The 22,898-nt window shown below is 50.4% G+C and carries 18 protein-coding genes and 1 pseudogene; 4 read left to right on the forward strand and 15 right to left on the reverse strand.

The annotated features are described in order from the left end of the window. Positions 1–7 precede the first annotated feature (7 nt). The 4 genes from fabH to yceD all read right to left on the reverse strand — a co-directional run bounded on the left by fabH (position 8) and on the right by yceD (position 2,926). Entirely contained in the window at positions 8–961 is a 954-nt protein-coding gene (fabH, locus tag A7090_RS12870; protein WP_000288132.1) for a beta-ketoacyl-ACP synthase III, read from the reverse strand. Between the two features lie 67 nt (positions 962–1,028). Continuing rightward, complete coding sequence (plsX, locus tag A7090_RS12875; protein ID WP_105274318.1) at positions 1,029–2,099, reverse strand: phosphate acyltransferase PlsX; 1,071 nt, start codon at positions 2,097–2,099, stop codon at positions 1,029–1,031. Positions 2,100–2,179: 80 nt separating this feature from the next. Beyond that, complete coding sequence (gene rpmF, locus A7090_RS12880) at positions 2,180–2,353, reverse strand: 50S ribosomal protein L32 (RefSeq protein ID WP_000290727.1); 174 nt, start codon at positions 2,351–2,353, stop codon at positions 2,180–2,182. 51 nt (positions 2,354–2,404) lie between these two features. Next, a complete protein-coding gene (yceD, locus tag A7090_RS12885) occupies positions 2,405–2,926 on the reverse strand; it encodes a 23S rRNA accumulation protein YceD (protein ID WP_054250459.1) in 522 nt (173 codons plus the stop codon). 142 nt (positions 2,927–3,068) lie between these two features. Between yceD and A7090_RS12890 the strand changes: the two genes are divergently transcribed. Then, a complete protein-coding gene (locus tag A7090_RS12890; protein WP_105274319.1) occupies positions 3,069–3,662 on the forward strand; it encodes a Maf family protein in 594 nt (197 codons plus the stop codon). 61 nt (positions 3,663–3,723) lie between these two features. On the opposite strand, the gene A7090_RS12895 is transcribed toward A7090_RS12890, so the two are convergent. From A7090_RS12895 to rluC, 7 genes are all read right to left on the reverse strand, one after another. After that, on the reverse strand, positions 3,724–4,509 hold the full coding sequence (locus A7090_RS12895) for a TSUP family transporter (protein ID WP_105274320.1): 786 nt from the start codon (positions 4,507–4,509) through the stop codon (positions 3,724–3,726). An 85-nt stretch (positions 4,510–4,594) separates the two neighbouring features. Continuing rightward, positions 4,595–7,075: a (2S)-3-sulfopropanediol dehydratase gene (gene hpfG / locus A7090_RS12900; protein WP_105274321.1), complete on the reverse strand. Its 2,481-nt coding sequence runs from the start codon at positions 7,073–7,075 to the stop codon at positions 4,595–4,597. 35 nt (positions 7,076–7,110) lie between these two features. Then, a complete protein-coding gene (gene hpfH / locus A7090_RS12905) occupies positions 7,111–8,067 on the reverse strand; it encodes a (2S)-3-sulfopropanediol dehydratase activating enzyme (protein WP_198599586.1) in 957 nt (318 codons plus the stop codon). Positions 8,068–8,236: 169 nt separating this feature from the next. Beyond that, positions 8,237–9,343: a helix-turn-helix transcriptional regulator gene (locus A7090_RS12910; RefSeq protein WP_105274322.1), complete on the reverse strand. Its 1,107-nt coding sequence runs from the start codon at positions 9,341–9,343 to the stop codon at positions 8,237–8,239. Between the two features lie 172 nt (positions 9,344–9,515). Beyond that, positions 9,516–10,664: an iron-containing alcohol dehydrogenase gene (locus A7090_RS12915; protein WP_105274323.1), complete on the reverse strand. Its 1,149-nt coding sequence runs from the start codon at positions 10,662–10,664 to the stop codon at positions 9,516–9,518. A gap of 34 nt (positions 10,665–10,698) precedes the next feature. Then, positions 10,699–12,147 (reverse strand): SLC13 family permease, encoded by a 1,449-nt coding sequence (locus A7090_RS12920; RefSeq protein WP_342365295.1) that lies wholly within the window; start codon positions 12,145–12,147, stop codon positions 10,699–10,701. Positions 12,148–12,460: 313 nt separating this feature from the next. Beyond that, positions 12,461–13,420, reverse strand: coding sequence for a 23S rRNA pseudouridine(955/2504/2580) synthase RluC (rluC, locus tag A7090_RS12925; RefSeq protein WP_105274325.1), 960 nt, complete (start codon positions 13,418–13,420; stop codon positions 12,461–12,463). Positions 13,421–13,992: 572 nt separating this feature from the next. Between rluC and rne the strand changes: the two genes are divergently transcribed. Further along, complete coding sequence (gene rne / locus A7090_RS12935; RefSeq protein ID WP_105274327.1) at positions 13,993–17,160, forward strand: ribonuclease E; 3,168 nt, start codon at positions 13,993–13,995, stop codon at positions 17,158–17,160. A gap of 137 nt (positions 17,161–17,297) precedes the next feature. Then, a pseudogene (flgN, locus tag A7090_RS12940) lies at positions 17,298–17,579 on the forward strand (flagellar export chaperone FlgN); the annotation flags it as partial. Positions 17,580–17,618: 39 nt separating this feature from the next. Here the strand turns inward: flgN and murJ are convergent. From murJ to rimJ, 4 genes are all read right to left on the reverse strand, one after another. Then, complete coding sequence (murJ, locus tag A7090_RS12945) at positions 17,619–19,154, reverse strand: murein biosynthesis integral membrane protein MurJ (protein WP_105274328.1); 1,536 nt, start codon at positions 19,152–19,154, stop codon at positions 17,619–17,621. A gap of 109 nt (positions 19,155–19,263) precedes the next feature. Then, positions 19,264–20,187 (reverse strand): Gfo/Idh/MocA family protein, encoded by a 924-nt coding sequence (locus A7090_RS12950; protein WP_105274329.1) that lies wholly within the window; start codon positions 20,185–20,187, stop codon positions 19,264–19,266. A gap of 1 nt (position 20,188) precedes the next feature. Next, positions 20,189–20,836, reverse strand: coding sequence for a YceH family protein (locus A7090_RS12955; protein WP_105274330.1), 648 nt, complete (start codon positions 20,834–20,836; stop codon positions 20,189–20,191). A gap of 10 nt (positions 20,837–20,846) precedes the next feature. After that, a complete protein-coding gene (gene rimJ, locus A7090_RS12960; protein WP_105274331.1) occupies positions 20,847–21,431 on the reverse strand; it encodes a ribosomal protein S5-alanine N-acetyltransferase in 585 nt (194 codons plus the stop codon). 235 nt (positions 21,432–21,666) lie between these two features. Here rimJ and mdtH point away from each other — a divergent pair, with 235 nt between their 5' ends. Then, entirely contained in the window at positions 21,667–22,875 is a 1,209-nt protein-coding gene (gene mdtH, locus A7090_RS12965; protein ID WP_105274332.1) for a multidrug efflux MFS transporter MdtH, read from the forward strand. Positions 22,876–22,898: the final 23 nt, after the last annotated feature.

Consider the following 22,898-nt stretch of genomic DNA (forward strand, 5'->3'; position numbering starts at 1 on the left):
CCTTATCCTAGAAACGAACCAGCGCGGAGCCCCAGGTGAATCCACCGCCAAAGGCTTCAAGCAGAACCAACTGCCCCGGCTTAATGCGTCCGTCACGTACAGCTTCATCCAGCGCGCACGGGACAGAGGCCGCAGAGGTATTACCGTGGCGATCCAACGTCACCACGACATTGTCCATCGACATGCCGAGTTTTTTCGCCGTTGCGCTGATGATGCGCAAGTTCGCCTGATGCGGCACCAGCCAGTCCAGTTGAGAACGGTCAAGATTATTCGCCGCCAGCGTCTCATCAACGATGTGCGCCAGTTCCGTTACCGCAACCTTGAAGACTTCGTTGCCCGCCATCGTCAGATGAATTGAATTCTCTGGATTCACACGGTCGGCATTAGGCAGCGTCAGCAATTCACCATAGCTACCGTCGGCATGCAGATGGGTGGAGATGATTCCCGGCTCTTCAGAGGCAGCCAGCACCGCAGCGCCCGCACCATCGCCAAAAATAATAATAGTCCCACGATCTGTTGGATCGCAGGTGCGCGCCAGCACATCGGAACCGACGACCAGAGCATACTTCACCGCCCCAGATTTCACGTATTGATCGGCTACGCTTAATGCATAGGTGAAACCTGCGCAGGCTGCGGCAACGTCAAATGCCGGGCAACCTTTAATGCCCAGCATACTTTGAATCTGACAAGCTGCGCTCGGGAAAGCGTGCGTAGCAGAAGTCGTTGCCACAACGATCAGGCCAATCTGGTCTTTCTCAATGCCCGCCATCTCAATTGCACGTGTCGCCGCTTCAAAGCCCATGGTTGAAACGGTTTCGTTTGGCGCGGCAATGTGGCGTTCGCGGATACCGGTACGAGTGACAATCCACTCGTCAGAGGTGTCCACCATTTTTTCCAAATCGGCGTTTGTCCGCACTTGTTCGGGCAGATAGCTGCCAGTACCAATAATCTTCGTATACATGTACGCTCAGTCACTTTTCGGTTATATACCGTCACTTGCAAACTGCGAGTTCGCTGGCAGCGTCCTGCTACCGCAGAGTTCCGCTTTTGCCACCGTCCAGCAGCTCAAAACCAGCTGGGTATACAGATTCCAGGCGAGCGGCAATTCGCAAAGGAACTTGTCGCTGCACCGCCTGCACTGCCTGTTCAATCGCGACCGCAAAAGCTCGCTGATTGGCTGCACCATGACTTTTTATCACCGTGCCGCGCAATCCTAACAGACAGGCGCCGTTATACTGGTCGGGGTTGAGGTGACTGAATCGCCTCGTCAGGCTCTTTTGTAGCCAACGTTTTAATAACAGTAGCCACCACGACCGTTTTCTCCCTTCCCCCTGAGATTTCAGCAGAGAAAGGAACATCCTGACAACACCTTCCATCGTCTTTAACGTGACATTTCCTGTAAAGCCGTCACAAACCAGTACATCTGTCTTGCCAGTTAACAACTCATTGGCTTCAAGATAGCCGATATAATTGATAGAAGGGATTGTTTTAAGCACCGCTGAGGCATCCCGAATACTGTCGAGACCCTTTACTTCTTCTTCACCAATATTGAGCAACGCCACGCGAGGATTGGGAATTTCCACCACCTCTTCAGCCAGGACCGAGCCCATAATGGCAAATTGCACCAACATTGTACTATCACAATCGACGTTGGCCCCTAAGTCGAGGACCACCGTTTTACCCTTTTGCTGATGCGGTAATACCGTTACCAGCGCCGGGCGCTCAATCCCCTCCAGGGGCTTGAGTAATAATTTTGCCAGCCCCATCAGCGCCCCGGTATTACCGGCACTGACACAGGCTTGCGCTCGACCTTCTTTCACCAACTCCAGGGCCACGCGCATTGAACTACCTCGACTGGCACGGATAGCTTGCGAAGGCCGGGCATCACTGGCGATAACTGACTGTGCAGGAATAATCTGCAGACGCGAACGTTGTTCAAAGTCAGCTTTAGCAAGTAATGGCGTGATGGCGTCGGGATTGCCGACTAAAAGAAGAGTGAGTTGCGAATTAGAATTCAGTGCCTGCAATGCTGCAGGCACTGTCACGGAAGGGCCAAAATCCCCTCCCATGACATCTAACGCCAGGGTTAGACGTGTCAAGGTATCGTCGCCGCCCGGTTTGGTCTTTCCCCAGGGAACTGGGGAAAATCCTCACTAAGCTTCATCACGCAGATGCGTGATTACTTAGCGATGACCTTGCGGCCGCGGTAATAACCGTCGGCAGTGATGTGGTGACGCAGATGTTTTTCACCAGAAGTTTTGTCTACAGACAGGCTGGTGACTGCGGTCAGCGCGTCATGGGAACGACGCATGCCACGTTTGGAACGGGTTGGTTTATTCTGTTGTACGGCCATGGACCTTACTCCTCAATTACGGTTTATCCCCGATCCAACGGGGAGCACCAATTACTTACGCTTTAAGCTGGCTAATACGGCAAATGGGTTTGGCTTTTGCGCTTCTTCAGGCAGTTCACCAAAGACCATGTCCGCTTCGGACACTTCACAGTGTTCAGAATCATGCACCGGAACTACTGGTAAGGTGAGGATGATTTCATCTTCAACCATTGCCAGCAGATCGATTTCACCGAATTCGTTAACCTCAATCGGTTCATACGCTTCCGGCAGTGCTTCAGCCTGTTCGTCTGAACGCACAGGACTAAAACAATACGTTGTGTAGACCTGATGAGTAAACGGCTTCCCGCAACGCTGACACTCGAGCGTTACCGTCACCTTCGCATCGCCGTTTAACACCGCGAGACGTTGGTTATCGATAGCGAACGACATGGAGCATTCCACATCACTGTCCACACTGACTACAGATTCGGCGACGCGCTCAACCTGATCAGGAGTATAAATACCCTGGTAATCAAGGCGTTTTTGAGCCGTACGAACCGGATCGAGAGTCAGGGGTAATTTTACCTTTTGCATAGGGCGCGCATATTAACTTTGTAACGTCATAGAGTCAAAGAAAAAGGCAGCCTGTGGTTGCCTTTTGCCAATAATTCGCACACATTGCGGCGTGTAGTTTAAAATGTCGCAATCTAATTCGCTATAGTTTACTTAAAAAATTATGCCTGAACTTATTCTAGCTTCAACTTCGCCATACCGCCGCATGCTGTTAGAGAAACTCGGCATGCCTTTCACCTGCGTCGCGCCCGAGGTAAACGAACTCCCCCTCCCCACTGAATCACCGCGCCATCTGGTGCTACGTCTGGCGCAAGCGAAAGCGCAGGCGCTGACCGAACGTTATCCTCATCACCTGATTATTGGTTCTGACCAAGTTTGCGTACTGGATGGCGAAATAACGGGTAAACCGCACACGGAAGAAAATGCGCGTAAACAATTAAAGAAAGCCAGTGGCAATATTGTGACCTTTTATACCGGCCTGGCACTTTATAATTCTGTTACCGGTCAGTTACAAACTGAATGCGAGCCTTTCGACGTCCATTTTCGCCATCTGACTGAACAAGAAATAAACCACTACGTTCGGAAAGAGCGCCCGCTAAATTGCGCAGGCAGTTTCAAAAGCGAGGGGTTAGGCATCTCGCTGTTTGAGCGTCTCGAAGGCCGCGACCCGAATACGTTGGTTGGGCTACCGTTGATTGCACTGTGCCAAATGCTGCGTCAGGAAGGGGTTAACCCGCTGTGTGAGTACAGTACATGACATTGCTGATAGCACAAAAGAGTCCTCCCCCTCAGCACATAGTACCCGAGGGGGAGTTAACTCAAGCAACTGCCATCAGGCTGGTGATTAGCATATTGCCGCCAACGAACAACAGCACCAGGTAGACAATGCGCAGGAAGGTTTCTTTTTTGATGCGTTGCAAAAAGGCCATTCCGAGGAAGAAGCCGATAGCCGCCATCGGAAAACCAATGGTCAACGCGCTGCCCAGGTGCGCCGTAAATGCCCCATTGCGGTACTGATTGAAGGCGTTCCAGGTATTAAAGACCACCCAAACCATATTCATGGTATTACGGAATTTCTCTTTTTCCTTAACAGCCTCAATAGTATAGACGGTAATCAGCGGCCCACCGATGGTGAACGCGCCGTGGACGATGCCGCCTAGAATCAGGCAGCCGTAGCGAAAGCACTTACTCGCCAGCGTATCAGGAGCGTTAGCCGCCTCAACCTTTTTAAAAATCATCGGGTTGACGATATGCTTATAAATATTCATCACCGCAATAATCGTCACCATTGCGCCAATGCATATCTTCGCCACGTTGGGACTAATGGTGTAAAACAGGTAGTTGCCGATTAAAATTCCCGGCACGCACAGTGCCACAATTTTTCCGAGATCGCGCCAAGAAACGTCACGCCACGTTTTCACCGCCAGAAAATAGAGGAACGGCAGTGTGATCACCGTGCCATACGGCACCCCAACTGAAGTGCCCAACAAGCCGTTGGTCACCGATGCCGCAATCACCGTACAACCAAAACCGGTGCACCCTTGAACAAAAAAGCCAACAATTTGCATCAAACCGACAAGTACAAAATCAAGATTAAAAGTCATTCTATCCGCCCTGGATATCTCGCCTAGGCCAACCAGGCACTAGAAAGCGAACGCTCTGCGCCCGCTTTGGTTAGCAACAAAAGTCTTAGAAATGCAGCTCAGTACGCTGAATCAGATCTTTTTGCAGAGGTTTGCCCAGTTCAACAAAATAGGCACTGTATCCGGCTACACGCACCAGCATATCTTTGTAATCCTCCGGCTTTTTCTGCGCTGCGCGCATCGTCGCCGAACTCATGATATTGAACTGGACGTGCATAGCCTGCTTGGCGATGTACTCGTCAATAAAGCTCACTAGGGTATCCCGCCCTTCGACGCCAGCGACGGCTTCTTGGGGGAAGCGAAGGTTCATTAGAGTGCCGTTAGTTGCGAGACTGTGATCGACTTTAGTCAGGGAATTGACCAGGGCCGTCGGACCATTGATATCATGGGAGCCGCCGTCGGTGTGTACCGGCCCCATATTGTCGGAGATAGGTTCGAACTTCTTACGTCCATCAACGGAAGCATTGGTATTCAACCCCATGCCAACGTTAGCGTTCACCGAATACACACCAGGACTAAACTCGCCACCGCGCGGCGTTTTACGCCCACTGATGTGACGGCAATAGCACTCGAACATAAACTTGAATAGATCGTCGGCATAATCAACATCGTTGCCGTAGTGATGTACTTTAGAGCTGTTGACCAGCGCGTACAATTTCTCGTGACCGACCCAGTTATCCTTTACCGCTTGCAGCAGTTGTGCGCCGCTGTGGCGCTGCTCATCAAACACCAGTTGTTTGATGGTCGCCAGGCTGTCGGCACAGGTCGCCATACCCGCCGCTTGCGGCGCAATACCGTTGTATTTAGCGCCACCTTCGGTCAGGTCTTTCCCTGAAGCCATGCAGTCCTCATAGAATGCAGAGACATACGGCACCGGTTTTAACGTACGGTGGGCGTTATCGATAATGTTCAGGCTGCTGCACATTTGATCTGTCCAGTACTCAAACTGTTTATCGACACTGACCAGCACCTCATCAAAGTTCTGATAGGTGTCAAGGCTGCCAGTATCTGGCCCCAACTGCTCGCCGGTACTCAGGCTACGGCCGCCGTTAAGTACCATCTCCATCATTTTCGGTGTGTTAACGTAAGCAGCGTCATGCCAGCCGTACTCTTTACCTGCCAGGTCCAGCTCAACACAGCCAACAACGCAGTAATCGCGCGCCTCTTCCAGCGTCATGCCCTTGCGCATCATGCCTTTGATCGACGGTGCATCGTTGAAAATCTTCGGATGCCCATAACCTGCGCGGATACATTCCACGGTCTTAATTTTTAACTCGTAAGGCGTGTTCTCGTGCATGCGCACACACACCCACGGATTCATCATTCGCGTATGCGCCGAACCTTCCAGCATTAGCATGGTGAGATCGTTGGTAGCATCGTTACCATCGCGGTCAACGCCACCCAGCGTCAAACTCTCACCACCAAAGCCACGACCATTACGGACCGCCACTGTGCCTTTGTCTTTCAGCTTGGTCGGGTTGTTCATTTTGACGTACTGCACTTCAATCAGCTCCAGCGCAAACGCTTTGCTGATAGTGTTGTTCTGCATATCCGCCGCATACCATGGATACAGCCACTGGTCCATACGACCATAAGAGATAGAGTGACCGTTACTTTCGATCTGAATCAGGGTGGTAGCGAAATTAAACAACTGTAACGCCTGCCAGAAGGTTTGCGGTGCGCCGCCTGCGATCTGCTGGCAGTTGAGCGCCATGGTAGTCAGTTCTTGCTTACGTTGCGGGTTAGCCTCTTTTTCAGCATATTGGTGCGCCAGCGCAGCGTAGCGGAGAATGTATTTTTTTGCCGCCTCCAGCTCAATAATCATCGCCTGATAAAAATCACGCTTATCACCATATTCCGGATCGCGTTTGCTCAGCTTTTGCAGCCCAGCCTCAGCGTTGGCAATCAGCCCGTTGTAGCCCACTTTCATCAAACACGCATAATCAATTGCCAGATGTCCGGCACCAGCATAGTGGTAAAGGTTGGTTTGAAAGATTTTCTCCCCCACCTCAGAGCCTTTGGTTTGATCTTTTTCGAGACGGCTGTTGATCAGGTCGTCAACCGTTTTGCCCTCCCAGTAACGGCACAGCTCGACAATTTCTTGGCGCTCTTCGTCGTTACGGATATAAAACTGATCGTTAGCGCGTTCTTCAAATGGTGAGTGCAGAATTTCATTGATGATCCAACTGACCGAAAACTCAGGATAAATCGGCGACGCTTTAGCCGGAGCGGCAATTTCACCGAGGATCAAATCTTCGTCATATATATACAGCTTGCTGTTCAGCAGAATATTTTCAAATGCGTAGGCGCATTTTAACTTGCGCGGCGCATCTTCATGCTGCTTATACGCCTCAGTGACCAAACGCAGACGTTCAACGTCAATTTCATACGGTCTGTCGAGGAACGTCTGGCGCAAATGATTAACGCGCGGAAACGGCGACCAGTCTTCGTGATTAACCTGATACCCCAAGCTATAGGTCTGGTCAAACGCCTGCGTACCACAGGCTGTGGTATGATGCTCTTTCATAACGGTTATCCTTTATAAGCTTAAAATAAAAACAGTTATTTTTCCTTTGTCCCCACCACGCAATGAATGCCGCGCTGGTTAAAATATTCGGCTATTTTCTGGATGTGTTTCTGGAATGAACGACGGTTGAGTTTCACGTCCTGCATTTCGTAAGGAATGCCTAATGATTGGTATTTTTCTTCCCCAAGACGCATAAAACTGAGCAACTGTAAGGTGCGAATGCGTCCGTTCATTTCATTAAGAATAAAATCAGCTGTGGCTTCAATATTCCCCATATCGTCATTGACATGGGGAATGACGGGAATACGTAAAATAATCTCCCGTTGCTGCGCGGCGAGTTTTTTTAGATTAGAGAGGATCTTATTATTAGGCGCATGCGTGTACATTTTATGGACTTGTGAGTCCATATGCTTAATATCGGAAATAATAATGTCAGTATAGGGTAGAACCGAGCTGACCTTTTTCCAGTCAACAAATAGAGAGGATTCAAGGCAGGTTTGAATGCCCTCGCTTTTGCAGGTTTTAAACAGCTCTATGACAAATTCTGTTTGTAGCAGAGGCTCGCCACCGGATACGGTGACGCCACCGCCAGAGCGTTCGTAATAGCCTTTGTCTTTACGAATGACATCCATACAGGCGGCGACGGACATGGGTTTACCCCAAACTTTTATCGCATCTGAAGGGCAAACTTCCTGGCAAGCCATGCAATTATCGCACAGGCTACGGTTGATCGTCGTGAGTTTACCACGTGTGAAGTTTAATACATTGGACTGAGGACAAACCTCTAAGCATGCGCCGCATTTTTTCACCGAAACGCATTTCGTTTTATAAACACCTAACTGCACATAGGGTTTCAAACTTTCAGGATTGCTGCACCAATCGCAGCGCAGTGGGCAGCCCTTCAGAAATAATTCAGTGCGCATTCCCGGTCCATCATGGATCGTGAAACGCTGGACATTAAAAATAATACCCTCAACTGGCAACTGATTCATACCCGTCATCCTGAAATATTCATATAAAATAACATCACGCATGCAAAATATTATTCACATGCACTAATATTTACTTTCAGCATCCCTATGAATATAGGGTATCGTAGAATGAACGTGTAAAAAAAGCGGCTACTCTTACTATTTTTATAGGGAGTTCTCCCTATTTTTCCTATTTATCTTCCAACCACTTATAGAGTTGGAATCGGCTATTTACGCCACACTTCACATAGATATTTTGAATGTGTTTTTTCACTGTGTGATAGCTTATTACCAGCTCATCAGCGATGGCCTGATAGGTCATGCCATTATACATCAAAGCGGCCACTTTTTGTTCGGCCTGCGTTAAGGGTAAGTTTACTCTACCGTAGTCTGTCGTCTTGCCCTCCTCTTTTTTTGAAATCGTGATCCAATGATAGGTATCGATGATACCGTTAGAATATCGCTGATCATAGGTGTATATTTTAAAGATGTAATTTTTTATTATTCGCGTTTGCACACGATTCGTTATTGTGCTTTCGCTTTCATTGCCCAATAAAAAGGGCAACCAGTTACAAGGTTTATTGCTGCTAATTTGCTCAGTAATTGAAGACCCGAGAATATCTTTGAGATACTCCTGCGCTACCACGTTGTAACTCATGATATGCATAAAATCATCCGTCACCAGATAGGCTTTCTCGCCTGAAGATATAATTTCATTTTGAATGTTCGAAATGATACGCACCTGTTCATGCTTTTTGAAGTTTTTATATGAATTAGCCACGTAAACATAGATTTTATTTAGTGTTGCCATTTCCTCTTCACTGAAATCCCCCGCATCGCGGCCCTTAAAAAAAGCCACCTGAATATAGGCATTGATACCAAACGCCATGGTGACGCTGTAGTGCTGTTGAAAATTTTCCTCCAGAAAGCGAACGTAGCCCGAGTATTCATAGTCCAAGCTGTTAATCACTATAGTTGATTTATACAATCGAGGTATCACGTTGAAATAGGTAAGGTGATCGTCCACCGCATCCTGGTGCAAAACATGGCGAACCACATCATTGGCAACAAACTTGCGATAAGGGTGCTCTTCGCTGTCGGGCATTACACCATTCCAGTTTACCCATGAAAGAAATTTACCCTGAGTATCAAAATAGGAGATGAGTATTTTTTTAAAGCCGAAATTCCGTTCAATCGCATCAATAAGGACGCTACTGAAAAATTCACGCGCTGAAATTTGTCGTTCGGACATTTCAGAAAAAAAGTCCACCTGATCCACATTTTGATAATCACTCATAGCCATTTCCTTAATGAATATATGGCATTCCTTTTCAGATTAAACATAATCGCCGTTCCTGCGCTATTCATTTTTCAGTAAAGATATAACATTTTACATGGTTTACAATCTGATTATGTTTAAAGCCGCTTAATCTATTTAAGCGGCCACTTGTTAAATTCACATCGAATAATTACAACGCTTCATTATACAGATGAATAATATCATTTAACGTTGACTGGCGGGGGTTTACAAGTACGTTACCGCTTTTCATGGCGTCTCTGGCCATATCCGCAATCGCGTCGGCTTTTACACCAACGGCAGATAATGATGGTGGAATACCGCAATCTTTATTTAATTTACGGACTTCGTTAACAAGCATTTGTGGTGTGAATTCAGCGACGAGTTCATGACCTTCGCGAATATAATTAAAAATAGTTTTATAACGGCCACGATCGGCCAACGCGTTATATTCCAACACAGTTGGCAATAAAATCGCATTAGCGACACCGTGTGGAACGTGGAAAAAAGCACTCACCGGATGGCTCATAGCATGCACGTTACCCAAACGCGCCCAGGCAAAGGCAATCCCAGCGAAAGTACTACCCAACATCATATCGCAGGCTGCAGACTCATCTTTACGGTTGGCGATAAACCGACGAAGACTGCCGCCGATCAGTTGCATTGCTTTTTCTGCCATCGCATCGGTAAACGGCGACGCGTTGGTCGAAAGATAGGCTTCAATAGCATGAATCAGCGCATCGATCCCGCAGGCGGCGGCAATTGAAGCTGGCGCAGTCATGATCAATTCTGGATCTAATAGCGCATATTTCGGCAGGATCTCATAGCTGATAACCGACAGCTTATAGTTTCGCGCTTCATCGGTAATCACCGACGAAGCAGTGACTTCGCTGCCGGTCCCCGCAGTGGTCGGAATGGCAATCATTGGCACAATCGGACCAGGAACATTATTGCTGCCTTCATAGTCGGTAATACTACCGCCGTAGTTCGCCAGCACGCCAACCGCTTTAGCGACATCCATCGAGCTGCCGCCACCAAGCGCGACAATACTAGTGGCACCGCACTGCTGGTATGCTGCGGTCGCGTTATTAACGATATCCACGGTCGGGTTCGGTAGCACGTCAAGCCACGACGTATAGCGAATCCCCGCCGCCGCAATAATATCTTCGATTTTTTTGACCACCCCCAAGCTCGCCAGCCCGCGGTCGGAAATCAAAAAAACATGGTCGGAATTATTCTCTGCCAGAATAGTCGGCAGTTTTTTTAAGCTGCCGATACCGAACTCGATATTTTGCGGAATTTTAAAGTTAAAGCCTTTCATCACATCCCCTCACCTTACTGTATTATTAAATGTTTTAACCCACAAAATCGTTGAGATGGCTAAAAGTTGGCCACCAAGTCATACAGGCATAACCGACCACAACCACCATCACGATATGCACCACTGCCATCACGAAGCCGCCTTTAAGCATCTTCCGTGCGTCAAGACCGTAGGAGACCGGAATCGCCCTTACACTAATCGGCAACATAAACTCTGCGTTAAACGCCATCACGGTGATAAACCAGTACGGAATCGGGTTAAGCCCCTGCGCACTGGTAAACCCCAACACTATTGGCAGAATCACCGCCGCTGATGCCGTGGAGTTGGTGGTTTCCGACAGCAGACGCCCCAGAATGGCGAACGCCACGATGGTCAGTAACCCGCCGTCCAGCGACAGGCGGGTAATCAGGTTAGCGATACCAACGCTGGCACCGGAGTCATTAATCAGTTTCCCCAAGGCTAGTCCTCCACCGAAGAGGATTAGCATTCCCCACATGGTCTCTTTTTCTGCAAGCTCCCATGTCAACAACGGTCCTTTATTTGCTGAGGTAATCACAAAACAGATCGATCCGAGGATCAGATAAAGGTAGGCAGGCGACAGTGCAGGAAATAACGAGGCATACAGTGGGCGGGTAAACGCGCCCAGCAGCCCAATAAAAAATAGCACGGCGCATATTTTTTCATCCCGCGTCATCGGTCCTAGTTGATGATACTGTTTCTGAAACCAGTCACGCGTACCATCCAGTCTTTTGATCTCCAGTGGCATCAGCAGCATACAGCCGAGGCTCACCAGCGAGATCAGAATAAAGAACGGTCCCATGCGAATCAGCCAGTCTATATACATAAACTCGTGACCAATTTTGTCTTGCAGAATTGAAATCGCCGCCAGATTCATCGCTCCACCCAGCGGACTACCTACACCGCCAATACCGACACCCCAGCCGATAGCCAGCAAAATCGGAACCGCCGGTTTACAGTTGGAAATATCGTCATAGCCTGAGGCCGCCAACATGGCGACGGCAATGGGGGTAAACAGCGCACATACCATCACGTTAGGAAAGATGGTCGAAGTGACAATGCTGGCTAAAAACCACACCGTTACCTGCGATTTCATCGATGGACCGATCAACGACAACACCTTTAACGCCACCCGGCGGTCGAGACCGACGAGTGCCCAAGGCAGGCACAGTAGCCCCGAGCCAAGAATCAGGATGATGCTATCTGAAAAATACTGCATCGTGATGCTGCTCATCGGCACAATATTCAGCAGTGCGTTAATCACTATCGGCAGCAAGCTGGTCACAGCAACGTGGACCGGCCTGGTCACCCACCAGAAAATCATCCACAGCAATATGCCAATCGCTTGGGCACCCGACACGCTCAGATCATGCGAGAACAGCAGGACCGAGGCGACAAAAATTGTCGGGCCTAAGAGAATGAGCAATAAACGCCGAAAGTTATTCATCACCTGATCTCTGTGCATTCGCTCATAGCCAAAACGATTCAGCTTTCAGGATAAAAAAAACCTGATGAACGAGGGTTATCCTTTGATCTTGTTCATCTTTGCCTCTACTGCTTCTTCAATGGCAGAGTGAACATAAAAAATAATTCCTTATTTATCAAACATGTAACAAAAAAACATGGTGAGGGAAAGCAGGCGTTCTTACTATTTTGCATAGGGAGTCTTCCCTATTTTTGGCAAACTATGCGCGGGGTCACCTTAACTACACGAAGCAGCGACGGGGAAAAAACGATGAGGGGGAGATTAGACGGCGGAAGTGAATCCGCCGAGGGGGTTATTTCGTATTTCTCAGCACCTGCAAACAACGCTTCAGTGCGTTATCCATCGGCGCTTCAATGCGCATCACCTCACCGGTTCCCGGATGGGTAAATTTCAACGCTGCGGCGTGCAGGAACAGACGATTTAACCCCGTGCCAGCTTCAGTGAGCTGTCTGTCAAATTCACGGTCACCGTAGCGATCGTCAAAGGCAATCGGATGCCCCGCATACTGTGTATGCACACGGATCTGATGAGTACGCCCAGTTACCGGGCTACAACGCACCAGGGTGGCAAATGCATAGCGTTCTTCCACTTTAAAGCGTGTTTCCGACGGTTTACCTTCCTGACTCACACGCACAATACGTTCGCCGCTTTGCAGAATATTTTTCAGCAACGGCGCTTGTACGCTCTTCACATGCGACTGCCACTGACCGCGCACCAGCGCCAGGTAATCTTTTTGCATCCCCTTTTCACGTAATTGCTCATGCAGAGAACGCAACGCCGAACGTTTTTTTGCTACCAGCAACACACCTGACGTGTCCCGGTCGAGACGATGTACCAGTTCGAGGAACCGCGCTTCCGGGCGCAACGCCCGTAAACCTTCGATAACACCGAAGCTTAAACCACTACCACCATGTACCGCCGTGCCGGAGGGTTTATTCAGCACCAGGATATGGTCATCTTCATATAAGATGACGTCTGCCAGCGCCGCCACCTTTTGCAGATGTGGCGAAACAGCCTCTTCTTCCCGCTCAGCAACGCGAACCGGTGGTATACGCACCTCATCACCTGCTTCGAGCTTATATTCAGGCTTAATACGTTTTTTGTTCACCCGCACTTCGCCTTTACGCAAAATACGGTAAATCATACTTTTTGGTACGCCTTTCAATTGGGTACGCAAAAAGTTGTCGATACGTTGCCCCGCTTCGTCAGCAGTGATAGCAACAATTTTTACGGATGGAGTCTCTGTTTTCATGGTGGGCGATTCTAATTAGCCAACAGGATTCGCGCCACTCATTTTTCTATGCTTATATTTAGTTTTGCACCTTATTACTTCACTACGTGATCACTTTATTGATGGTTATTAAACCAATCACCAGCAAGAAGTGAAAAAACCGTGAGTAAGCGGGTGATAAATGGTAAAAGTCATCTTGCTATGACAAGGCTTGCAGTGGAATAATGAGAGCGTTTCCGTGTCCATCCTTGTTAAAACAAGAAATTTTACGGAATAACCCATTTTGCCCGACCGATCATCCACGCAGCAATGGCGTAAGACGTATTGATCTTTCAGGCAGTTAGCGGGCTGCGGGTTGCAGTCCTTACCGGTAGATGGAAATATTTCTGGAGAGTAATACCCAGTCTGTTTCTTTGATAATTGCGCTGTTTTTCCGCATGAAAAACGGGCAACCGACACTCTGCGCCTCTTTGAGCTGACGATAACCGTGAGGTTGGCGACGCGACTAGACACGAGGCCATCGGTTCACACCCGGAAAGGCGTCACTTTGCCCGCAGCTTAGTCGTCAATGTAAGAATAATGAGTAAGTTACGATGAAAAGAATGTTAATCAACGCAACTCAGCAGGAAGAGTTGCGCGTTGCCCTTGTAGATGGGCAGCGTCTGTATGATCTGGATATCGAAAGTCCAGGACACGAACAGAAAAAGGCAAACATCTACAAAGGTAAAATCACCCGCATTGAACCGAGTCTGGAAGCTGCTTTTGTTGATTATGGCGCTGAACGTCACGGTTTCCTCCCACTAAAAGAAATTGCCCGCGAATATTTCCCTGCTAACTACAGTGCTCATGGTCGTCCCAACATTAAAGATGTGTTGCGTGAAGGTCAGGAAGTCATTGTTCAGATCGATAAAGAAGAGCGCGGCAACAAAGGCGCGGCATTAACCACCTTTATCAGCCTGGCGGGTAGCTATCTGGTTCTGATGCCGAACAACCCGCGCGCAGGTGGCATTTCTCGCCGTATCGAAGGCGATGACCGTACCGAATTAAAAGAAGCACTGGCAAGCCTTGAACTGCCGGAAGGCATGGGGCTTATCGTGCGCACCGCTGGCGTCGGCAAATCCGCTGAGGCGCTGCAATGGGATTTAAGCTTCCGTCTGAAACACTGGGAAGCCATCAAAAAAGCCGCTGAAAGCCGCCCTGCTCCGTTCCTGATTCATCAGGAGAGCAACGTAATCGTTCGCGCATTCCGCGATTACTTACGTCAGGACATCGGCGAAATCCTGATTGATAACCCGAAAGTGCTCGAACTGGCGCGTCAGCATATCGCTGCATTAGGTCGCCCGGATTTTAGCAGCAAAATCAAACTGTACACTGGTGAGATCCCGCTGTTCAGCCACTACCAGATCGAATCGCAGATCGAGTCTGCCTTCCAGCGTGAAGTCCGCCTGCCGTCCGGTGGTTCCATTGTTATCGACAGCACCGAAGCGTTAACGGCCATCGACATCAACTCCGCACGTGCGACTCGCGGCGGCGATATCGAAGAAACCGCGTTTAACACCAACCTCGAAGCTGCCGATGAGATTGCTCGTCAGCTTCGCCTGCGTGACCTCGGCGGCCTGATTGTTATCGACTTCATCGACATGACGCCAGTACGCCACCAGCGTGCGGTAGAAAACCGTCTGCGTGAAGCAGTGCGTCAGGACCGTGCGCGTATTCAAATCAGCCATATTTCCCGCTTTGGCCTGCTGGAAATGTCTCGTCAGCGCCTGAGTCCGTCTCTGGGCGAGTCCAGCCATCACGTCTGCCCGCGCTGCTCCGGTACTGGCACCGTGCGTGACAACGAATCCCTGTCGCTCTCTATTCTGCGTCTGATCGAAGAAGAAGCGCTGAAAGAGAACACTCAGGAGGTCCACGCCATTGTTCCTGTGCCAATCGCGTCTTACCTGCTGAATGAAAAACGTTCAGCGGTGAATGCGATTGAAACTCGTCAGGACGGCGTGCGCTGTGTGATTGTGCCAAACGATCAGATGGAAACCCCGCACTACCATGTGCTGCGCGTGCGTAAAGGGGAAGAAACTCCAACCTTAAGCTACATGCTGCCGAAGCTGCATGAAGAAGCGATGGCGCTGCCGTCTGAAGAAGAGTTCGCTGAACGTAAGCGTCCGGAACAGCCTGCACTGGCAACCTTTGCCATGCCGGATGTGCCGCCAGCGCCAACCCCAACAGAACCTGCCGCGCCTGTCGTAGCCCCAGCGCCTAAAGCTGCACCAGCAACACCAGCAGCTCCTGCACAACCAGGTCTGTTGAGCCGCTTCTTCGGCGCACTGAAAGCGCTGTTCAGCGGTGATGAAGAAACCAAACCGATCGAGCAACCAGCACCGAAAGCAGAAGCGAAACCGGAACGTCAACAGGATCGTCGCAAGCCTCGTCAGAACAATCGCCGTGACCGTAATGAGCGCCGCGACACCCGTAGCGAACGTACTGAAGGCAGCGATAATCGCGAAGAAAACCGTCGTAATCGTCGCCAGGCACAGCAGCAGACGACTGAGACGCGTGAGAGCCGTCAGCAGGCTGAGGTAACAGAAAAAGCACGTACCACCGACGAGCAGCAAGCGCCGCGTCGTGAACGTAGCCGCCGCCGTAACGATGATAAACGTCAGGTGCAACAAGAAGCGAAGGCGCTGAATGTTGAAGAGCAATCTGTTCAGGAAAACGACCAGGAAGAACGTGTACGTCCAGTTCAGCCGCGTCGTAAACAGCGTCAGCTCAATCAGAAAGTGCGTTACGAGCAAAGCGTAGCCGAAGAAGCGGTAGCCGCACCAGTGGTTGAAGAAACTGCCGCTGCCGAACCAGTTGTCCAGGAAGCGCCAGCCCCGCGCACAGAACTGGTGAAAGTCCCGCTGCCAGTCATAGCGCAAACTGCGCCGGAACAGCAAGAAGAGCACAATGCCGATAACCGTGACAACGGTGGCATGCCGCGTCGTTCTCGCCGCTCACCTCGTCACCTGCGCGTGAGTGGTCAGCGTCGTCGTCGTTATCGTGACGAGCGTTATCCTACCCAGTCACCCATGCCGTTGACCGTAGCGTGCGCGTCTCCGGAACTGGCCTCTGGCAAAGTCTGTATCCGCTATCCAATTGTACGTCCACAAGATGTACAGGTTGAAGTGCTGCGCGAACAGGAAGAAGTACAAGCGCTGCCGATGGTGACTGAGGTTCCTGTCGTCGCAGCTGTCGAACCTGTGATTAGCGCACCGGTTGTTGAAGAAGTGGCTGAAGTCGTAGAAGCCCCCGTTCAGGTTGCCGAACCGCAACCAGAAGTGGTTGAAACGACGCATCCTGAAGTGATTGCCACCTCGGTAACTGAACAGCCACAGGTGATTACCGAGGCTGATGTTGCCGTAGCCCAGGAAGTTGCAGAACACGTAGAACCAGTGGTTGAACCACAGGAAGAGACGGCAGATATTGAAGAAGTTGCCGAAACTACCGAGGTTGTGGTTGCTGAACCTGCCGCACCAGTCGTTGCTGAAGTCGCAGCAGAAGTTGAAACGGTAGCCGCTATTGAACCTGAGATAGCTGTCGAGCATAACCATGCTACCTCGCCAATGACACGCGCTCCTGCTCCGGAATATGTTCCCGAAGCACCGCGTCACAGTGACTGGCAGCGCCCTACTTTTGCCTTCGAAGGTAAAGGTGCCGCAGGTGGTCATACAGCAACGCATCATGCCTCTGCCGCTCCTGCGCGCCCGCAACCTGTTGAGTGATAATTAGCTCAAAGTAAAAAAGCCCTGGTAACTGGACTGCCCCCCAAAAGTTGGACACCCAACTGATTAAGGTGCAGTTTTTTATGGCAAAGCCAAAATATCCTTATAAACCACTCCCCGCCCCCTTGCCGATAAATAAAAGCGCCCTGCTGGCTACGCTGGATTACCTCGAACCGTTACGCAGAAAAGCCCCCAATGCAGCAAATAGCGTTGATATAAACCAACGCTGGCAGGAAATTACTGTAAAAACGCAGCAACTACGCCAAATGAATCAACATAACGGTTGGTTACTGGAAGGACAGATTGAGCGCAATCAACAGGCGCTGGAAATGTTGAAGCCGCATCAGGAACCGACGCTGTACGGGGCGAACGATCAGACATCAACACCCCATCGTGGAAGTAAAAAGATTTCGATCTAAAAATTATCTCCGGCCTGCAGTGCAGGCCGGAATGCATTGTTACACCGTCCGGCGGGCAAACTCTTTGACTTTAAAGCCCAGCACCGCCAGTGCGGCAAAATAGGCAGCAATACCCGCAACAACAACCGCCATCAGACGCAGTAAACGCCAGGGCATGGACCCCAATGACCACTCCGGCATGATATGTAACATCCCTAAAAGCACGCCAGACATCACCACTACCGCCACCACCAGACGCAACAGAAACGCCATCCAGCCCGGTTGCGGGGTAAAGATTTTCTGCTTACGCAACTGCCAGTAAAGCAGCGAGGCATTCAAACACGCCGCCAGGCCAATGGAGAGCGACAGTCCGGCATGTTTCAATGGACCGATAAACGCCAGGTTCATCAATTGCGTCAAAATCAGCGTAACGATGGCAATTTTCACTGGCGTTTTAATGTCCTGGCGGGAATAAAAGCCTGGAGCCAACACTTTCACGACAATCAGGCCAATCAACCCCACCGAGTAGGCAATTAATGCCTGCTGGGTCATCAGCGCATCAAAGGCGGTAAATTTACCGTACTGGAACAGCGAAACGGTTAACGGACCTGAAAGAATGCCCAACGCCACCGCGCTCGGCAGCGCTAATAGAAAGCAAAGGCGCAGCCCCCAGTCCATCAAACGGTTGTATTCATCATGATTGCCGCTGGCAAAACTTTTCGACAGCGACGGCAGCAAAATAGTGCCAAGTGCCACGCCCAGGACACCGGACGGAAACTCCATTAAGCGGTCGGCGTAGTACATCCACGATACAGAGCCAGAGGCAAGAAACGAGGCAAAAATGGTGTTGATGATTAAGGAGATCTGGCTCACAGAGACGCCAAGGATCGCCGGTCCCATCTGTTTCACTACCCGCATTGCCCCGGCATCGTGAAAGTTAATGCGTGGCAAAACCAGCATGCCGATCTTCTTCAGATGTGGCAGTTGATAAACCAGTTGCAGGATACCACCCACGGTTACGGCCCATGCCAGAGCCAGCACCGGAGGATTAAAATACGGCGCGGCAAACAGCGCGAAACCAATCATGCTGATGTTAAGCAGTGTTGGTGCAAACGCGGGGATCGAGAAGCGGTTCCACGTATTCAGAATCGCTCCCACCAGCGACGCCAGGGAGATCAGCAAGATATAGGGGAAGGTAATCTTTAGTAGCTGGCTGGTCAGGGCAAATTTGTCGGCAGTGTCAGCAAAGCCTGGCGCAGTCACCATGATCACCCACGGTGCGGCGAGCATGCCAGCGACCGTCACAACCGCCAGCGCGAGTGTCAGCAGACCAGAAACATAAGAGACAAAGACCCGCGTGGCGTCTTCACCCTGCTTGCTTTTATATTCTGCCAGAATCGGTACAAATGCCTGGGAAAATGCCCCTTCGGCAAAGATACGGCGTAACAAGTTAGGAAGTTTAAAAGCGACGAAAAAGGCGTCGGTTGCCATCCCTGCGCCAAAGATTCTGGCGACAATTGCGTCACGTGCGAAGCCAAGCACACGCGAAAACATGGTCATCGAGCTGACGGCGGCCAGCGATTTTAATAAATTCATCGGTGTTCTAATCCAGACCCACGAGCAAAACGCCTGCAAGGCAGGCACTGAAAGAGGCGAATAGTCTACCTAGATTATGATGAATTGCTACCGCCAGATGTTACAGGGTTTATTCACTCATCGCATCGCGCCAGATCTTGTCAACGATACGCTGCGCCAGCACTGCCTGTTCTCCGGCGGTTTGTGGAACGGTCTGATTTTGCACGCAATCAATGAAGTGCCGCGCACATCCGACAAATCCACGTTGCTCAAGAGTACTCTGCCAACCTGGAATTGGTTTATGTACTACGCCCTGCCCGCGCTCCTCACTCCATTCACGCATATCCGTAATGTTGATGAGCGCACCATCAGTCACGGCCTGCACAGTTTCACGCTGACTTCCGGCACGGCGATGCATACAGGTGGTGATCTGCAAAGGGCCGACCGAAAAATGGTGCTCGGCAAATAGCATTTCACCAGCGTCGTTAATCAATAGCGTACCGCCATCCAGAGAGGCTTTGCCGCCCGACAACCATAGCGCGGTATCCACCACATGCAGATAATCATCCAACAACGTGAAATAAAGATCGTGTGGCCCGACGCTATTGCTACGATGTTTATCCATTCTTAGCGAGGCAGCGGGTGCGAGTTGCGTTTTTAACTCACCGTAGAGTGGTGCGAAGCGACGGTTAAAACCGACCATCAACGCCAGTTTTTTCCGCGCCGCCAGTTCCACCAGCCGTTCAGCATCGCGCAAATTTTCTGCCAGCGGTTTATCGACACAGACATGTACCCCTGCATTGAGTAACGTACTGACCACGTCAAAGTGGCTGGCGGTGCTGGAATGCACAAAAACCGCATCGCAACTGGCAGCAAGGCTGGATAACGAATCGGCATAAGGAATGCGCCAGCTTTCACAAATTGGCAGGGCTTTCGCACGCGTAGGCGACCACGCACCTTGTAACGTCCAGTCAGATGCTGCCGCCAGCACCGGTAACCACGCTTTTTGTGCAATACCGCCCAATCCCACTACGCCGATACGTAATTTTTTCACTTTAATCTCCCGGATGGGCCAGCAACGAATCAAGACGCTGTTTCAGTTCAGCCACTTCGATTTCCAGAGCTTCGACGCGTGCCTGTAAATCACCGTCAACCGCGTTTGACGTATCCGTTACCGTCGGCTGATCCTCAACCTCACCACTGAAAAGATGCATGTAGCGACTTTCGCGCTTACCTGGTTCTCGGGCCAGACGCACCACAAAAGGACCATCTTCGCGATTCGCCAGGTGTTCCAGCGTCGACTCAACTTCAGCCATATCGCTGAATTCATACATTCGTGCGGCGCGGCTGCGCAGTTCACCCGGCGTCTGGGCACCACGCAATAACAACGTAGTGATTAACGCCACTTCTGCGGCGCTCAGTTTCAGATCGCCAAATTCTGAATTACAAAAACGTTGCTCATATTTGGTGACCCGATTACCAAAACCGCTCACCGTGCGTAGATAATGACGTTTGACCAGATTATCCAGCTGCTCCAGCACTTCAGATTCACTCAGATTCATAACCGGTTCACGGTTCGTTTTCTGATTACAGGCCGTTACTACACCATTGACTGAGAGCGGGTATTGCTCCGGCGTGGTCACCTGTTTTTCCAGCAAGCAGCCAATCACGCGGGCTTCCAGAGCAGTAAGTTGATATTTCATGAGATTCTCCTTAGCGGCCAGGCGCCCAGTCTGGGGTGGTTAATGCCGTCAGTACGTGATCGCGCCATTGTCCATCAATCAACAGATAGTCTTTCGCATAGCCTTCTTTTTCAAAACCCAGCCGCGCCAGCAAATCGCCACTGCGTTTATTGTGCGGCATATAGTTGGCCATAATACGATGAATATGTTGGGTGCGTTGCATATAACGAATGGCAGCGGTCAGGGCTTCAAACATGAGTCCTTTGCCCTGCCATTTTTGCCCGATCGAATAGCCAAGATAGCAGGCATGAAAAGAGCCGCGAATAACATTGGAAAAATTGGCAACGCCAATAATCTCTTTTTCTTCCGGGTCGAATAAGCCAAAGTAGAAAGCTGAGCCTTGTTTATGAAATTCGTTAATCATCCCTAGCCTGGCCTGCCAGCCTGATGGATAGCAGTGGCTTTCGTCGCGCACTGGCTCCCAGGGCTTGAGGAAATGGCGATTCTCTGCGTAATAATCCGCCAGACGCCAGGCATCACGATCATGCACCAGACGCACGACCAGTCGGTCTGTGGTTAAGCGCACTTTTGGCACGTTACTGCGATAGCCAAACATTCTATACCTACTCCTTCCCATAACGTCTTTAATACGCTGTAAGTATTACTATACCTGCGCAACCAGACCCTGTGAAAAGTCCCAAATGCCATTTCCTGCATTATTCACATATTTGATAAAAACTCTCTATCAAAGCGACGTTTTGATAAAAAAATATTGTCCCCAAAGTGATGGGAAAAGTCGTAGCGGCAATGCAGAATAGAAAGTGCTCATCTTTTATTTCCCGGGAGGGGAAATGTCCCGCGTGTCGCAGGCGAGGAACCTGGGTAAATATTTCCTGCTCATCGATAATATGCTGGTCGTGCTGGGGTTCTTTGTTGTCTTCCCGCTGATCTCTATCCGCTTCGTCGATCAAATGGGCTGGGCCGCCGTCATGGTTGGTATTGCCCTTGGTCTACGCCAGTTTATTCAGCAAGGTCTGGGTATTTTCGGCGGCGCAATTGCCGACCGCTTTGGCGCCAAACCGATGATTGTCATCGGTATGCTAATGCGAGCCGCCGGATTCGCCACGATGGGTATCGCCCACGAACCGTGGCTGCTGTGGTTTTCTTGCCTGCTCTCGGGACTCGGCGGCACGTTATTTGACCCTCCGCGTTCGGCGCTGGTGGTAAAATTAATCCGTCCACAGCAGCGTGGTCGTTTTTTCTCGCTGTTGATGATGCAGGACAGTGCCGGTGCGGTCATTGGCGCATTGTTGGGAAGCTGGCTGTTGCAATACGACTTTCGCCTGGTCTGCGCCACAGGGGCAGTTTTGTTTGTGCTGTGTGCGGCGTTTAATGCCTGGCTGTTACCGGCATGGAAACTCTCCACCATACGCACGCCCGTTCGCGAAGGCATGACCCGCGTGATGCGTGACAAGCGTTTTGTCACCTATGTCCTGACACTGGCGGGTTACTACATGCTGGCTGTACAAGTGATGCTGATGCTGCCAATTATGGTCAACGACGTCGCAGGCGCCCCCTCTGCCGTTAAATGGATGTATGCCATTGAAGCGTGTCTGTCGTTAACGTTGCTCTACCCTATCGCCCGCTGGAGTGAAAAGCATTTTCGTCTGGAACATCGGTTGATGACTGGTTTGTTGATAATGTCATTAAGCATGATGCCGGTGGGCATGGTCAGCGGCCTGCAACAACTTTTCACCCTGATTTGTCTGTTTTATATCGGGTCAATCATTGCCGAGCCTGCGCGTGAAACCTTAAGTGCTTCGCTGGCAGACGCAAAAGCACGCGGCAGCTATATGGGGTTTAGCCGTCTGGGTCTGGCGATTGGCGGCGCTATTGGTTATATCGGTGGCGGCTGGTTGTTTGACCTGGGCAAATCGGCGCACCAACCAGAGCTTCCGTGGATGATGCTGGGCATTATTGGCATCTTCACTTTCCTTACGCTGGGTTGGCAGTTTAGCCAGAAACGCGCCGCGCGTCGTTTGCTGGAACGCGACGCCTGATTTGATACTCCCCTCTGACTCCT

Origin of the sequence: Escherichia sp. MOD1-EC7003 (assembly GCF_002965065.1) — a bacterium.
Lineage (GTDB): Bacteria > Pseudomonadota > Gammaproteobacteria > Enterobacterales > Enterobacteriaceae > Escherichia.

Coding starts and splice junctions, on each gene's coding strand:
- fabH (WP_000288132.1), bottom strand. CDS start 961: ATGTATACGAAGATTATTGGTACTGGCAGCTATCTGCCCGAACAAGTG.
- rpmF (WP_000290727.1), bottom strand. CDS start 2,353: ATGGCCGTACAACAGAATAAACCAACCCGTTCCAAACGTGGCATGCGT.
- yceD (WP_054250459.1), bottom strand. CDS start 2,926: ATGCAAAAGGTAAAATTACCCCTGACTCTCGATCCGGTTCGTACGGCT.
- A7090_RS12890 (WP_105274319.1), top strand. CDS start 3,069: ATGCCTGAACTTATTCTAGCTTCAACTTCGCCATACCGCCGCATGCTG.
- A7090_RS12895 (WP_105274320.1), bottom strand. CDS start 4,509: ATGACTTTTAATCTTGATTTTGTACTTGTCGGTTTGATGCAAATTGTT.
- hpfG (WP_105274321.1), bottom strand. CDS start 7,075: ATGAAAGAGCATCATACCACAGCCTGTGGTACGCAGGCGTTTGACCAG.
- hpfH (WP_198599586.1), bottom strand. CDS start 8,067: ATGAATCAGTTGCCAGTTGAGGGTATTATTTTTAATGTCCAGCGTTTC.
- A7090_RS12910 (WP_105274322.1), bottom strand. CDS start 9,343: ATGAGTGATTATCAAAATGTGGATCAGGTGGACTTTTTTTCTGAAATG.
- A7090_RS12915 (WP_105274323.1), bottom strand. CDS start 10,664: ATGAAAGGCTTTAACTTTAAAATTCCGCAAAATATCGAGTTCGGTATC.
- A7090_RS12920 (WP_342365295.1), bottom strand. CDS start 12,147: ATGCACAGAGATCAGGTGATGAATAACTTTCGGCGTTTATTGCTCATT.
- rluC (WP_105274325.1), bottom strand. CDS start 13,420: ATGAAAACAGAGACTCCATCCGTAAAAATTGTTGCTATCACTGCTGAC.
- rne (WP_105274327.1), top strand. CDS start 13,993: ATGAAAAGAATGTTAATCAACGCAACTCAGCAGGAAGAGTTGCGCGTT.
- murJ (WP_105274328.1), bottom strand. CDS start 19,154: ATGAATTTATTAAAATCGCTGGCCGCCGTCAGCTCGATGACCATGTTT.
- A7090_RS12955 (WP_105274330.1), bottom strand. CDS start 20,836: ATGAAATATCAACTTACTGCTCTGGAAGCCCGCGTGATTGGCTGCTTG.
- rimJ (WP_105274331.1), bottom strand. CDS start 21,431: ATGTTTGGCTATCGCAGTAACGTGCCAAAAGTGCGCTTAACCACAGAC.
- mdtH (WP_105274332.1), top strand. CDS start 21,667: ATGTCCCGCGTGTCGCAGGCGAGGAACCTGGGTAAATATTTCCTGCTC.